The organism is Shinella sp. HY16, from assembly GCF_028534175.1.
Taxonomy (GTDB): domain Bacteria; phylum Pseudomonadota; class Alphaproteobacteria; order Rhizobiales; family Rhizobiaceae; genus Shinella.
Map to the genome: position 1 here is coordinate 442,426 of NZ_JAHYXL010000002.1, position 13,435 is coordinate 455,860.

The following is a 13,435-nucleotide window of genomic DNA, read 5'->3' on the forward strand; positions in this document are numbered from 1 at the left end:
GATGCCCTCGACCGATAGGAGAAACGGACATGACGGCGGATGGCATCCCCTGCATGATGATGAGAGGCGGCACGTCGAAGGGGGCCTACTTCCTTGCCGATGACCTGCCTTCGGACCCGGCGGAGCGCGATCGGCTGCTTCTGCGCATTATGGGTTCGCCCGATCCCCGCCAGATCGACGGCATCGGCGGTGCGGATCCCCTGACCAGCAAGGTGGCCGTAGTGCGGGCCTCGGCGCGGCCGGGCTTCGATGTCGATTTCCTGTTCCTTCAGGTCTTTGTCGACCAGCCGCTCGTCAGCGACAGCCAGAACTGCGGCAACATCCTCGCCGGCGTCGGCGCCTTTGCCGTCGAGCGCGGGTTGGTGCAGGCCGACGAAGGTGAAACCACCGTTCACATCTACATGGAGAACACGGCGCAATCCGCCGTGGCGCGCATCCGCACGAAGGCCGGCCGGCCCGTCTATGCCGGCGACGCGCGCATCGACGGCGTGCCGGGATCGTCGGCACCCGTCTACCTTGCCTTCACGGATGCCGCCGGTTCGAGCTGTGGGGCCCTTTTGCCGACCGGCTCGGCCGCGACGGAAATCGACGGCGTCACCTGCACGCTGATCGACAACGGCATGCCCGTCGTCGTGATGCGTGCCGCGGATTTCGGCCTGACGGGCTATGAAAGCCGCGAGGAACTGGAGGCGAACGTGGACGCCAAAGCACGTATCGAACGCATCCGGCTCGCCGCAGGTCCCTTGATGAATCTCGGCGATGTCGAAAAGAAGTCCGTACCCAAGATGACGCTCGTCGCTCCGCCGACGGGTGGCGGAGCCATCATGACGCGCAGCTTCATTCCCCACCGCGTTCATGCGTCCATCGGAGTGTTCGGCGCACTTAGCGTGGCAACGGCCTGCATGTTCCCCGAAAGCCCTGCCGCCGCCCTTGCCGTGCTGCCAGAAGGGGACGCCAAGACAGTTGCCGTCGAGCACCCGAGCGGCAATATGGAAATTCTCCTGCGGCTGGACGGTAAGGCTCCCGGAGGATTGGGCGAGTGCTCGTTCCTGCGTACCGCTCGCAAGCTTTCCGACGGCCGGGTGTTCGTGGAATAGCGCTCCATCGCCTCGCGCGGTCGCCTCCATCTTTTCAAATGCTGCTTGCGTCCCCGGGACGTGGTGACAATCTGGCTGAAGGATAATGGTGTGCCAGGCGTGTCGCTTCATGTGGAGCCGGAGCCTGGGCTTTCAAAGGTCGCGAAGGAGCTTGGGTCGCTCCGGCTTTCGACTGCCGGGGCAGCGGCCGCCGATGTCGCCAGCGTGATGTGCGCCAATCTCGCAGCGATCCAGGTTGCGTTCCTGTCTCAATAGGTCGCTGGCTGTGGAAGCACGGGCTCTTCCGGAAGCTCGCCTTCGTCTTGCTGACGGCGATGGACCGGCCTCCAGCATTTCGGTTCCTGCCAGCGCAGTCGCCGCTCCTGCGGCTGGACATTCAAGCCGGTCGCGGGCTAGACGGGGTGTCTGGATTCGTCGATGGCGGATGCGATAGGCCGGCAGCGGTGGGGCACGTGGCAGTTACGATCAAGGACATTGCTAGGCAGGCCGGCGTTTCGACGGCAACGGTGTCGAAGGTCCTGAACCGGAAGGATTCGGTGATCGGGGACGAGACACGCCAGAAAGTGCTGTCGCTTGCGCGGGAGCTGAACTACACGCCGAATTCGCTGGCGCGTTCGCTCGTTACGCGCAAATCGCATGTCATCGGCATCATCGTTCCTGATATCCTCAATCCATATTTCACCGAACTGGTGAGGGCGTGCGACGATGCGGCCCGCCTGCGCGGCTATACGACTCTCGTTTGCAATTCCGAGGGCATAGCGGAAATCGAGACGGCACACCTGACCTCCTTCGGCGGGCATCGTGTGGATGGGGTGCTGCTTGCTGCCAGCGACGTCATTCCCGATACAGAGCTTCTCGATGCCCTTCGTATCCCTTTTGTCTGCATGGACCGGGAGATCGGTCCGGTGGAGGGGCTCGTAGCGACGGTCGATACGGACTATCGGTGCGGCGCATTGCAGGCGACACGCCATCTGATCGAGAAAGGTCATACCCGCATCGCCTTCCTGAGCGGCGCGCCGCATCGGTCGAACACGCAGATCCGCCTTTCGGGCTACAAGGATGCGCTGGCCGAGGCCGGCATCCCCTTCGATGCGGAACTGATCCGCTGCAAGGAATTCCAGCATCGGTTTGGCCATCAGGCGACACTGGATCTGCTTGATCGCACCGATTTCTCCGCGATCTGCTGCATGAACGACATGCTGGCGATTGGTGCGATGGTGGCATTGCGTGAGCGCGGCAGGCGCGTGCCGGAAGATTGCGCGGTAATCGGCTTCGACAACATCTACCTCTCTCCGCTGCTTGAGCATCCGCTCTCGACGGTGGACAGGCGCATTGCACATTCCGGGCGCGTTGCCACCAATGCCCTCATCGATTTCCTCGACAATCCGGACCGCAAGGGCGATGCCATAACGATCATGCCCACGGTCGTCAGCCGGACCACGACATAGCTGAAAGTACAGGAGATCGAGACGGCGTTCAGGAGCCGTTCCGAGGTGGCGCCGTGCAGGCCGCGGCGAATGCGAAATCGTGCCGTTTTCCCGTTCCAGACAAGGTTGTTTAGCGCGCGCTTTAGGAGGCCTTGACGAGGCGGGTTTTATCAAAGTACACGTTTACCTACGCTTAGGTACACGTTTAACTAAAGCGAAAACGACCAGAATCTGATTGACAACAGATATCCTGGTCGTCATTTGTATAGACATTACGATCAGCCTCGCCGGTGCTGCATGCTCCGGCCTCCAGGGAGGGGAATGACAATGCTGAAACATCTGATGGTGACAGTCGCATTGGCGGCAATGACGACCGGCGCGACCGCTGCCGACTTCAATCCGGCCATCGTCTACGGAACGAGTGGCAAGTTCGACAAGTCGTTCAACGAGATGGCCTATACAGGTGCGGAAAAGTTCAAGGCGGACACCGGCTCCAGCTACCGCGATTTCGAAGCGCAGGCGGACTCCCAGGCGGAGCAGGGGATTCGCAACTTCGCAAGCCGGGGCTTCAGCCCGGTCATCGTCACGAATTTTGGCTACAAGGACCAGTTGGCCAAGGTCGCCAGGGAGTTCCCCGACACTGATTTCGTGATGCTCGACGATGTTGTGGATTTGCCCAATGTTCGCTCCATCACCTTCAAGGAAGAGCAGGGCTCCTATGTGGTCGGCCTGATCGCGGCGCTTTCCTCCAAGAGCAAGGCGGTGGGCTTCATCGGCGGTATGGATATCCCGATCATCCGCAAGTTCGGCTGCGGCTATGCGCAGGGCGCGGCCGCCGGTGGTGCGACGAACATCATCCGCAACATGACCGGCACGACGAATGCTGCCTTCAACGACCCGGTCAAGGGCGGCGAAATCGCGGCGTCTCAGATGGGGCAGGGGGCGGATGTGATCTTCGCTGCGGCCGGCGGAACGGGTATCGGTGTCCTCCAGAAGGTTGCGGATGCCGGAAAGTTCGCGATCGGCGTCGATTCCAACCAGAACTACATGCATCCCGGCGTCATGCTGACCTCCATGGTCAAGCGCGTCGATGTTGCGGTCTACAACGCGTTGAAGGATGCCAAGGACGGCAAGTTCACTGGCGGGGTGCACTCGCTGGGGCTGGCGGAAAACGGTGTCGACTGGGCGCTGGACGAGCACAACCGCGGCCTGATCACTGGGGATGTCGAGGCTGCGGCCAAGAAGGCGAAGGAAGACATCGCCGCCGGCACCCTCAAGGTCCACGACTACATGTCGGACGACAAGTGCCCCCTTTAAGGGGCAATGGGCGGGCGCCTCGGCGCTCGCCCGGTCGAGGCCGTCTGGAGGGAGTCATGAAGGCAGAAATCAGCTCCGCGCAGAATGTTCTGGAGCTCATCGGTATCGGCAAGAGCTTTGGCTCGGTCGTTGCGAACAAGGATGTGACCCTTTCGGTCAAGACCGGCAGCATTCATGGCATCGTCGGCGAGAATGGCGCCGGGAAGTCGACCCTGATGTCCATTCTCTACGGCTTCTATCAGGCCGATTCCGGTACGATCCGCATCGATGGCAAGGACGTCGGGATTCCCGACAGCCGTGCGGCGATCGCCCATGGCATCGGCATGGTCCACCAGCATTTCAAGCTCGTCGAGAACTTCACGGTTCTGGAGAACATTGTCCTCGGTGCGGAAGAGGGCCCCTTTCTGCCCTCCAGCCGGCGTAAGGCGCGCCTCGAACTTCAGCGCCTTGCAAGGGAATACGAGCTGCAGGTCGATCTCGAGGCGATCACGGAAGACCTTCCCGTCGGCGTCCAGCAGCGTGTGGAAATCCTGAAAGCACTCTATCGCCAGGCGAGAATCCTGATCCTTGACGAGCCGACGGGTGTGCTGACGCCAAGCGAGGCCGATCATCTGTTCCGGATCCTTCGGCGGCTTCGCGATGAGGGCAAGAGCGTCATCCTCATCACGCACAAGCTGCGCGAGATCATGGATGCGACGGACACGGTGTCGGTGATGCGGCGTGGCGAGCTGATCGCCACCGCCCCGACTGCAACCATCACCAAGGAGAGCCTCGCGGAGCTTATGGTCGGCCGGCGGGTCCTGCTGCGTGTCGACAAATCACCTTCCAGGCCGGGACAGGTTGTCTTCGACGTGAAGGGACTGAACGTTCGCGATCAGCGCGGCGTGCGTATGGTCAAGGACGTCTCGCTTTCAGTCCGTGCCGGGGAAATTGTCGGCATTGCGGGGGTTGCCGGCAATGGCCAGACAGAGCTTCTTGAGGCGCTGGCGGGCAACCGTGTGCCGGATTCCGGTACGGTCCTTCTCAACGGCAAGGAGATTGCCGCCGACCCGTTCAAGCGCCGTGCAGCTGGGGTCGCCCATGTGCCCGAGGACAGACATGCCATCGGTCTCATCCTGTCGTTCCCGCTGCGGGAGAATGCGAGTCTCGGCTATCATCGGCGCCCGGAATTCGGCACGAACCCGATGCTGAAGCGGTCGCAGCTCCAGCACTACGCGCAGGATTACATTTCCGACTACGACATACGTCCGCCCAATCCCGATCTTCGCACCTCGCTCTTTTCAGGCGGGAACCAGCAGAAGATCGTGCTGGCGCGCGAGATCGAGCACGATCCCGAAATGTTGCTGGTCGGCCAGCCGACACGGGGTGTCGATATCGGTGCCATCGAATTCATCCATCGCAGGCTGATCGAGTTGCGCGAGCAGAACAAGGCGATCCTTCTCGTGTCCGTGGAACTCGATGAGATCAGAGCGCTCTCCGACCGCATCCTCGTCATGTTCGATGGTGCGATTGTCGGGGAAGCGAGCCCGGATGCCTCGGAGCGCGAACTGGGACTGCTCATGGCCGGTGTCACGCAAGAAGATCAAGGGAGAGCCTAGGTGGCCAGCGTTCTCAACATAAAGCAGATCGTCGATTTCGCGGTCCTGCCGCTCATGAATGTCGCCGTCGCCCTGCTTATATCGGGGCTGGTGGTGCTCTTCGTTGGGCAGAACCCACTGGAGGCGGTGGGCTATCTCGTCAGCGGTGCGCTGGGCTCGGGCGAAGGGATCGGCTTCACGCTCTACTTTGCCACCAGCTTCATGTTTACCGGGCTTGCAGTGGCGGTAGCGTCCCATGCCGGGCTTTTCACGATCGGTGCCGAGGGGCAGGCCTATCTCGGCGGTCTCGGCATTGCGCTTGTCTGCCTGGCGCTCGACCGCGTCGTCCCCTGGTATGTGACGCTTGTGCCGGCGGCCGCAGCCGGAATGTTGTTTGGCGCCGCATGGGCATTCATTCCTGCCTATCTCCAGGCCAAGCGCGGCAGCCATCTCGTCATCACGACAATCATGTTCAACTTCATAGCCTCGTCGATCATGATCTACGTGCTCGTCAACGTGATCAAGGAACCGGGCAGCATGGCGCCGCAGACGCGCCTCTTCGATAGCGGTGGCCTTGTGCCGAAGCTGGGCGACGTCCTGCCCGTCAATATCGGAACCGCGCCGCTGAATGTCAGCCTGTTCATCGCCATCGCCGCGGCGGTTTTCGTCTGGGTGCTTATCTGGAAGACGAAGCTGGGTTTCGAGATCAGGGCGACGGGTGCAAATCCGGCGGCAGCCCGCAATGCAGGCATCAGCTACGTCAAGATCACCATCGTCTGCATGCTGATATCCGGGGCTCTCGCGGGGCTCGCCGGCATCAATATCCTGATGGGCGATCTCGGCAAGCTGCAGCTCGATTTCCCGGCAGGCATCGGCCTGGTCGGGGTCGCTGTCGCCCTGATGGGCCGCGGCCACCCGGTCGGGATCATGGTCGCGTCGGTTCTTTTCGGCGTCCTCTATCAGGGTGGTGCGGAAATCTCCTTCTGGATGCCGAACATCACGCGCGAGCTCATCATGCTCATCCAGGGGCTCGTCATTCTCTTTGCCGGGGCCTTGAGCCTGATGTTCCGGAGTTCGGTCTATTCCCTGGTCGATCTCCTTCGTTTCTCGAAGCCGGAGGTCTGAGCGATGCAGGAGTTCATGTCCACGGTCATTCTTCTCCTGGGTTCTACGCTTCGTCTGTCCGTGCCGCTCATTCTGTGTGGGCTGGCCGGTCTCTTCTCCGAACGTTCGGGCGTTTGGGATATCGGTCTTGAGGGAAAAATGCTGTTTGCGGCTTTTGCCGCCGCCGCAGCAGCCTACCAGTTTGATTCCGCCTGGGCGGGGTTGTTCTTCGCGATCCTCGTTGCCGTGCTTCTCAGTCTTGTTCACGGCTTCGCCTCCGTGACGCATCACGGCAACCAGATAATCTCCGGGGTCGCGATCAACTTCATCTCGTCCGGACTGACCGTCCTTCTGGCGGTAGGGTGGTTTGCGCTTGGCGGCAGGACGCCGCAGCTGCAGCCGGGCGCGCGGTTCCCCACGATCGTGTTTCCATTTGCTGAAGAAATGCGCTCGGTTCCCGTCATCGGTACGATCTATGCTGATCTGATTTCCGGCTATAACATCCTTGTCTATGCCGCTTTCGCCGCGGTGCCCGTGACATGGTGGGTGTTCCACCACACGCGGTTCGGCCTTCGCCTGCGCGCCGTCGGTGAAAACCCTGCGGCCGTCGATACGGCCGGGATTTCCGTCGATTGGCTTCGCTACAGGGCCCTGCTTTGCGGTGCGATCCTGTGCGGCATTGCAGGAGCTTATCTGTCAGTTGCCCAGTCCGCGGGCTTTGTCCGGGAAATGTCGGCGGGGAAGGGCTACATGGCGCTGGCGGCATTGATCTTCGCCAAATGGCGTCCCGTCCCCGTCCTTTTCGCCTGCCTTCTCTTCGGCTTCCTGGAAGCTCTCTCGATCCGCTTCCAGGCCTTCGATTTTGGGTTGGGGCCGGAGCTTTCGACACAGATCGTCCAGTCTCTCCCCTATGTCCTTACGGTGGTTCTGCTGGCCGGCTTCATGGGCCGCGCCATCCCCCCCAAGGCCGGCGGCCTACCTTATACGAAAGAGCGTTGAATGACCGAACGTATTATCATTGATTGCGACCCTGGCGTTGACGATGCGGCCGCTATCCTGCTGGCCTTCGGGTCGAGCGAAGTCGAGATCCTCGGCATCACAGCGGTTGCCGGCAATATCCCCCTCGAAAAGACGGAGGCCAATGCCCGGCTGATCTGCGAGCTTGCCAACCGGACGGATATTCCCGTCTTCCAGGGTTGCGGGCGCCCGCTCCTCTACCCGGCCCGCGCCGGTGTCACCGTGCATGGCATGGATGGACTGGGCGATATCGGTTTGCCGAAGCCCGCCTCGACGCCGGCTGCGCGCACCGCCGTCCAGTTCATCATCGATCAGGTTCGTGCTGCGCCGGGCGATGTGACCCTGGCTGTGCTTGGCCCGATGACGAATATAGCGGTGGCGCTCTCGATCGATCCCGGCATAGCGCCGCTGATCAAGCGCATTGTCTTTATGGGCGGTGCCGCCTTCTGCCCGGGCAACATCAAGGAACGCGCGGAGTTCAATTTCTATTTCGATCCCCACGCCGCCCAGGCGGTCATGGCGTCTGGCATCCCGATGGTCATGTTCGGCCTCGATGTCACGCACAAGGCGATCATCACACAGGAACGGACGGAACGGTTGAAGCGCCTTGGCAGCATCGGCAGCACCATTGCCGACATGCTGAACGCCTACGGTGCGGGCGACCCCTGCCTGCACGACCCCTGCGTCATTGCCTATCTCATCGAGCCGGAGATCTTCTCCGGCGTCGAAGGCTTCGTCGAGGTGGATTGCGTATCGACGCTCGCAATCGGCCAAAGCGTCGTCAGCGTGACCGAGCGGGAGCTTGCAGGACGGGCACCGAACTGCCTTGTCATGACGGAAGTCGATCATGACCGGTTGTTCTCTCTCCTGGAAGAGCGCTACCAGCGGGTGGAATTGGAGGCGGCGTAACCGCCCTGTGTCAATCAGGTACGACCTGTCGGACGTGAAACGGGCTGAAGCTCTGGATGATCGTGCTTCCTTCCGTTGGTTCTGCGGCTGCTCCAGGGCCGCGGCAAACGCCAGAGCGCACCGCCTTCGTTCGCTTTCGCCGGAGCCTTGTCCGCCTATGGTTTGGACAAATCCCTGTTTGACACGATCACCGGCCAGCTTAAGGCAAAGGCAATTCGGGTGAATGCCGACACACTCGTCGATGCGACGGTTGCTGCTTCGGCAAGCAAAGAGGAGGGGGAGGGTTGCTGGGTCAAACACAAGGATCGACCAGTGGTCCATGGCTTCAAGGCGCATGTCGGCGCCGACGCCGAGACCGCTCTTGTCGAGGAGATTGCCGTCACGCCAGCCAACATCAGTGATGGAAAGGCCGGTCCGCAGTGGAGGCCCGTCAAAGTGGCCGCGGCTTCCTAGTACTAGCGGTGCTCGGCACCAGCCTAGCGCTGGTTGTCATGGTTTGGGCTGCGGTTGAGCTCTGGGGTAACTACCTTGACCCGAGACCCGAGAATACGCAGCAGACGGCGACGATCTCCTGTGAACCCGACACAAGGCACGATAGACAACTAAATACCGGGCGCCACGCAGACCGTCCCCACAGATCGATATCCCACCCCGGAGTTGGGTACTGGCGGTGAAACCCATACTGTTACGCCGGATGGTACTTCGAACTAAGATGGTAGTCGGGACAAATGTGGTCGCCTATCGGCGTCGAGGAATTTTGCCAAGCGCTACAATTGGCGTTTGCGAACAGGACTCGCGCACCAGATAGCTTAATCAAGATTCTCTTTTCGCCAATCCGATATCGAACACCTGATTAAAGCTGCTAGCAAAACCAACAGTATGCTCCGGGTCGACTTCAAAACACTGATCAAACCAACGTGGGCCCGACAACATGGAGGTATCTGGAATTGTCCGGGGCGCATCCTACGGCGATCAATTCGGCCAGGACGGATTGATCGCATCGCTGATGGGCGGCTTCGTTTGCATCTTCCATCATGATTCCTCAAAAATCGTTCGCGCCTCTATTTGGAGCCGGATCTCGGGAAAGCATACTAGGGCTGTTTTCTCCCTGCATTCGAAGGGCTGCTTGGCATCACATTTTTGCTGGCACCTCCTCACCCGGTGCAGGCGTAATGTCGGGCGCCTCCTCGGGTACGACATCAGGCCCTGGTTCTTCAATCGGACGCTCCGGGATGTCGGGCAAAGAGTCTGGCGAATCTTCCGGCGGGACTTCCAAGGGCTTCTTCGGGTCTTCCGGGGCGTGGGCCATAGCGGTCTCCTCGAACCTGAGGAACAGCCGCATGAACGCATTGTTCCTGTTCGGCCAGCGATACGAAGTGATCTTAGCGCGGAACACCCTGATTCAATACTTGTTCGATACCGCGACCATGCACGGCCAGTCGCTCGCGGCAAGTGGCCCTCCAGGGCAACCGCGCCTTCTAACCGTCACGGCGCGGACTACGAATCCTTTTCCAATTATATCCAGAACGTCCGATCCCAGACAGGAACAGGGCCAGCGACGGCGATGATAATTTCCCGGGCGCGGCGCGCTACATCCGGCGGAACCCGGCCGTGAACGATGATGGCCTGAGGCTCGAACGCCAGTTCGACCTTGTATTCACAGCAAACGTCATCATAAGCGACCGCGGCCCGAATTGAGGCTTGCAGCCCATATTCCTGCGCGCCGAAGCCGCCTCCGAGGGATGCCTGAAACATCTCCTCCTCCCGTGTTTTCGTGATTTATTGAAAACAAAGATGCGGGCGCGATGTTCCCTAGACACATGCACTTAGAACGCTCCTTCCATACCCAAGGAACAGGGTGGAGTGAGAAATGTCACTCCCGCGAGGAAACGGCACTCTGGAGAAAGGCAATGTTAGCTTTGGCTGATTGAAGCCCGGCGCCTGCTTGATGTTGGGAACACAATGACTGCCGGAGCCGTTGCGATATCCTGATTATGGAGAACGCTATGACGACCTCTATACCGTCCCCGGGCCAAGCGATGAGCGACGTAGATTCACAAATTACTTGCGAAGCGGCCATAGAGCTTCCGGTGCGCGAGCTTGTCGATGCCATCATTCAAGCTGGCTGGCAGCCAATGGTTGTTTACGCCGCCATGAAGGTTGTCGCCGAACGCCAGGGTAACGCTTACACAGAGGATCCAGACCCCAGACGATCCAGGGCAGGACCGAGCACCATCCCGTCTTTCGCTGGCTCCCTTTTGATTGGCGTGCTGCTATGAAGCGAACAAACAACCTCATCGGTTTCTGCCTGCTCGCGACTTTCCTCGCTATATTCGGGTCCGTGCTGAGTATTGCGCTTTTCTCGACTCGCTCTCAGCCGACCATTGCAACCGTTGATACACTCGCCAAAGAAGGCGGCATGTAGGGCCTTACTACCAAAGGCGGATCCGCAAGTTCGCAAGCCCCGAAATCTGAGCGGGCGACTGCGCCTTGAAGTCGTGTGAGCACTGCCTATTGCATCGATTGGAAATGCCTGGTCCAGGCGGCAGAGTAATGGGGGGTCACGAAAGAACTCAGCTTAATGCCCACATCCCGGCAAGTGCCAGCAAAAGAAACACTGCCCACTGGGGCATTTCCCGATGCTTTTGCCGCTTCCAAACCACAACTACAAAACTCAAGAGGGAAACGGCGCCAGCAATCACGGTGGCAGCAAGCGCGTAAGGACGAAATCCTGAATCGATCGCTGCGGCTGCATAAACCAGGAGAGAAGCGATCAGAACGATTGTGACGATATGCCAGCAGAGATAGAGCGTATAAACTACCTCAGGCGGCAGCTCGCGCGAAGAAAGCAAAGGACGAACGACCTCCGGACCGCCAGCAGCGAGATGGAAAGCGACTAACCCGAGTGATATTCCTGCGGGTAGCAAGAGGGCAGGCGTCACAAGGCTTTCCATATGCGTTTCTCCATATCTTCAGGGTGAGAAGAACGCCTGCCCTGTTTTGTTCCTGCTTTAGCAGGATTCCTGCAGCTACAGTTGAGCCGTTCGTTGGCCTGCGAGCGTGGCATCCGGGTTTCTGCCGCATGCCACACTCTGACCCGCTAAACCTATAGGGAAGCTGAGAGGGCTGATGGCGTTCTACAGATCAAGCGCGGCCGCATCAATGTGCTGTGCCTCCAGGTCGCAACACTGCCTATAGCTTCTCGAGATCGGCCAGGAGCATTTCATACATGGCGACCCGACGCTTCGCCTCGGCAATAGCATCGCTCTCGATTTCGTACGCCGCCGTCTGCTCCGTGCCGATGCCACGAATGCCGTTTTGCTGTAGGTCGAGTATCGATTGCTCGTTTTTTATCATCCGGCGGAGGCGAGCGCGAACATCCATACTGAAATCCCTTAAGAGCCAAAGCCTTCGCCACTTCACCCGCCTGGGACCGGGAAGCGGGGCTCCAGTGCGTCAGTGCGGCTTGTGATTGCGCCCAACCTTCCCCCCATGCCAACCAAAGAGCAACACCCCCCCGGCAAGCTCGGTTCTCTCAATCCAGCCGTGTCGGAGCTCGCCCAAGCTCCGTAGGGGAAAGGCTTATCGACTGCCAGCGATGTAGAGAAATTATTTGGGGGAAGCAGGTACATTAAGTTTTCGTTAATCAAGCGGGTTCACCGTTCTGGTTGCATTTGCAGATATTCTTGCAACGCTGGAGCGGACGGATATGCAGAACGCAAGGCAGGAAATTGGGCATCTTCTCACAATGGCGAAACTTTTGGCCGTACAGCAGGAGAACGCCCTGCTGTGTTACTTCATAAGCATGGCGATAGAAGAGAACCGCACATCCGGGGAGCCTATCGAACGGCACAAAGTCAAGCTAGGTACCGCTTGATCTTGTAGAGCGCCGACTTTACCACGGGCGGCAAGAATACCATGGGCCTATGGCATATCGGTAGCGCCCGCCCTATGTCGTCTCCCTAACCCGCCCTCGTATCCTCCAGAGAAACCATACCGGAAAACCGACCTCAACCAAGAGGATCGCGGCCAGTACCACCAAGTAGTGGGGGTCAAAATGGGCCAGCAGCAGCACGAGAGGTATAGCAGAAGCCATCCCTGCCATGAGGGTCCAGAGAGAGCGGCGCCCCTAGGGAACGATTGGCACCAAGCGCCTGGGTTGATAGGGGTTCGTTTCGAACCACGGCTCCAAGCCGTTCTCAGGTATCCATTCGAAGATGTCCTTCATGCACGCCGTGCCTAGCTATTCGATACGTCGTACCCTTGGGCCCACCATCACTGAATGATGCATGTCCCCGGCCAATCGCTGCATTGACGCCCGGCGCAGCTCGCAAGTGATGTGGTGGCAATCAAGATGCAGGCGACGGCAATAATGCTCCTCAATGTGTCATCCCCTTGCGCCTGGCAATATATTCGGCATTCAACAGGTCAACCAGGCTATCGGCTTGCTCTACTCCCAGCCCGTCTTGCGGCTCCCCGTTTACCTCCGCCGTCATCCCCGTGAAAATGTCATAGACCGCCCACAGGCCCGTGCCGTCCTTGCGAATGGCGTAGCGGTTTTCCGATGCCCTCTTCATCCGGGCAAAGTGCCATGGCTCGGCAGAGAGTCAAGATTGATTCCTGCTGTGACAATCGCGGGAGAACGACGACGCGCGCCCGCCCGAGAAACAACCTGAAACCACAAACGAGATTGATGAAGCGCTAGCATGGCACGACGGCGATGGGTGGGCGGCAATTGCAACCCTGCTTGCTGATTGTGCCCATCTCCGCTGGCAGCTGGCATGCGCAGCCAGAGCGTGATTGACGGCGGCGATACGCCCTCGGTTGCGCGTGTCGCTAGGGGAACCATGCTGTCACTGCGGGGGAAGGATATATCGCGGCTCCTGGGTCACGGGCGATTCAGAAGCCTATACGATCTTCCGGCACATCCTGCCGAATTGCGTCGGCCCGCTGATCTTCCGCGGAATGGGTGAAATGACGCCCCTGC

Annotated in this window: 14 protein-coding genes; 9 read left to right on the forward strand and 5 right to left on the reverse strand. The window is 59.9% G+C overall.

Annotation, left to right across the window (positions count from 1 at the left end; genetic code table 11):
• Nucleotides 1-29: 29 nt before the first annotated feature.
• The 8 genes from K0P03_RS22460 to K0P03_RS22495 all read left to right on the forward strand — a co-directional run bounded on the left by K0P03_RS22460 (nt 30) and on the right by K0P03_RS22495 (nt 8,901).
• Nucleotides 30-1,097: a 4-oxalomesaconate tautomerase gene (locus K0P03_RS22460; RefSeq protein ID WP_023512338.1), complete on the forward strand. Its 1,068-nt coding sequence runs from the start codon at nt 30-32 to the stop codon at nt 1,095-1,097.
• 452 nt (nt 1,098-1,549) lie between these two features.
• Nucleotides 1,550-2,545, forward strand: coding sequence for a LacI family DNA-binding transcriptional regulator (locus K0P03_RS22465; RefSeq protein WP_051758733.1), 996 nt, complete (start codon nt 1,550-1,552; stop codon nt 2,543-2,545).
• Nucleotides 2,546-2,851: 306 nt separating this feature from the next.
• Complete coding sequence (locus tag K0P03_RS22470; RefSeq protein ID WP_023517464.1) at nt 2,852-3,841, forward strand: BMP family lipoprotein; 990 nt, start codon at nt 2,852-2,854, stop codon at nt 3,839-3,841.
• A 56-nt stretch (nt 3,842-3,897) separates the two neighbouring features.
• A complete protein-coding gene (locus tag K0P03_RS22475; protein WP_024270985.1) occupies nt 3,898-5,439 on the forward strand; it encodes an ABC transporter ATP-binding protein in 1,542 nt (513 codons plus the stop codon).
• 54 nt (nt 5,440-5,493) lie between these two features.
• The gene (locus tag K0P03_RS22480) at nt 5,494-6,543 is read left to right on the forward strand and encodes an ABC transporter permease (RefSeq protein ID WP_051758739.1); all 1,050 of its coding nucleotides are present in this window, start codon (nt 5,494-5,496) and stop codon (nt 6,541-6,543) included.
• Nucleotides 6,544-6,558: 15 nt separating this feature from the next.
• Nucleotides 6,559-7,521, forward strand: coding sequence for an ABC transporter permease (locus K0P03_RS22485; protein ID WP_430440948.1), 963 nt, complete (start codon nt 6,559-6,561; stop codon nt 7,519-7,521).
• On the forward strand, nt 7,522-8,448 hold the full coding sequence (locus K0P03_RS22490; RefSeq protein ID WP_023515340.1) for a nucleoside hydrolase: 927 nt from the start codon (nt 7,522-7,524) through the stop codon (nt 8,446-8,448).
• Nucleotides 8,449-8,595: 147 nt separating this feature from the next.
• Nucleotides 8,596-8,901: a transposase gene (locus tag K0P03_RS22495; RefSeq protein ID WP_245290407.1), complete on the forward strand. Its 306-nt coding sequence runs from the start codon at nt 8,596-8,598 to the stop codon at nt 8,899-8,901.
• A gap of 679 nt (nt 8,902-9,580) precedes the next feature.
• Here the strand turns inward: K0P03_RS22495 and K0P03_RS22500 are convergent.
• Both K0P03_RS22500 and K0P03_RS22505 read right to left on the reverse strand, forming a co-directional pair.
• Nucleotides 9,581-9,790, reverse strand: a complete 210-nt coding sequence (locus K0P03_RS22500) for a hypothetical protein (protein ID WP_037408243.1) — start codon at nt 9,788-9,790, stop codon at nt 9,581-9,583.
• A 173-nt stretch (nt 9,791-9,963) separates the two neighbouring features.
• Nucleotides 9,964-10,203 (reverse strand): hypothetical protein, encoded by a 240-nt coding sequence (locus tag K0P03_RS22505; RefSeq protein WP_024270990.1) that lies wholly within the window; start codon nt 10,201-10,203, stop codon nt 9,964-9,966.
• 284 nt (nt 10,204-10,487) lie between these two features.
• Between K0P03_RS22505 and K0P03_RS22510 the strand changes: the two genes are divergently transcribed.
• Complete coding sequence (locus tag K0P03_RS22510; RefSeq protein WP_156032039.1) at nt 10,488-10,727, forward strand: hypothetical protein; 240 nt, start codon at nt 10,488-10,490, stop codon at nt 10,725-10,727.
• Nucleotides 10,728-11,021: 294 nt separating this feature from the next.
• Here the strand turns inward: K0P03_RS22510 and K0P03_RS22515 are convergent, their stop codons facing one another.
• The 3 genes from K0P03_RS22515 to K0P03_RS22525 form a co-directional block, all read right to left on the reverse strand.
• Nucleotides 11,022-11,402: a hypothetical protein gene (locus tag K0P03_RS22515; RefSeq protein WP_023517537.1), complete on the reverse strand. Its 381-nt coding sequence runs from the start codon at nt 11,400-11,402 to the stop codon at nt 11,022-11,024.
• A gap of 238 nt (nt 11,403-11,640) precedes the next feature.
• On the reverse strand, nt 11,641-11,832 hold the full coding sequence (locus K0P03_RS22520) for a hypothetical protein (protein ID WP_024270992.1): 192 nt from the start codon (nt 11,830-11,832) through the stop codon (nt 11,641-11,643).
• Nucleotides 11,833-12,827: 995 nt separating this feature from the next.
• A complete protein-coding gene (locus K0P03_RS22525) occupies nt 12,828-13,025 on the reverse strand; it encodes a hypothetical protein (protein WP_023517037.1) in 198 nt (65 codons plus the stop codon).
• Nucleotides 13,026-13,435 lie beyond the last annotated feature (410 nt).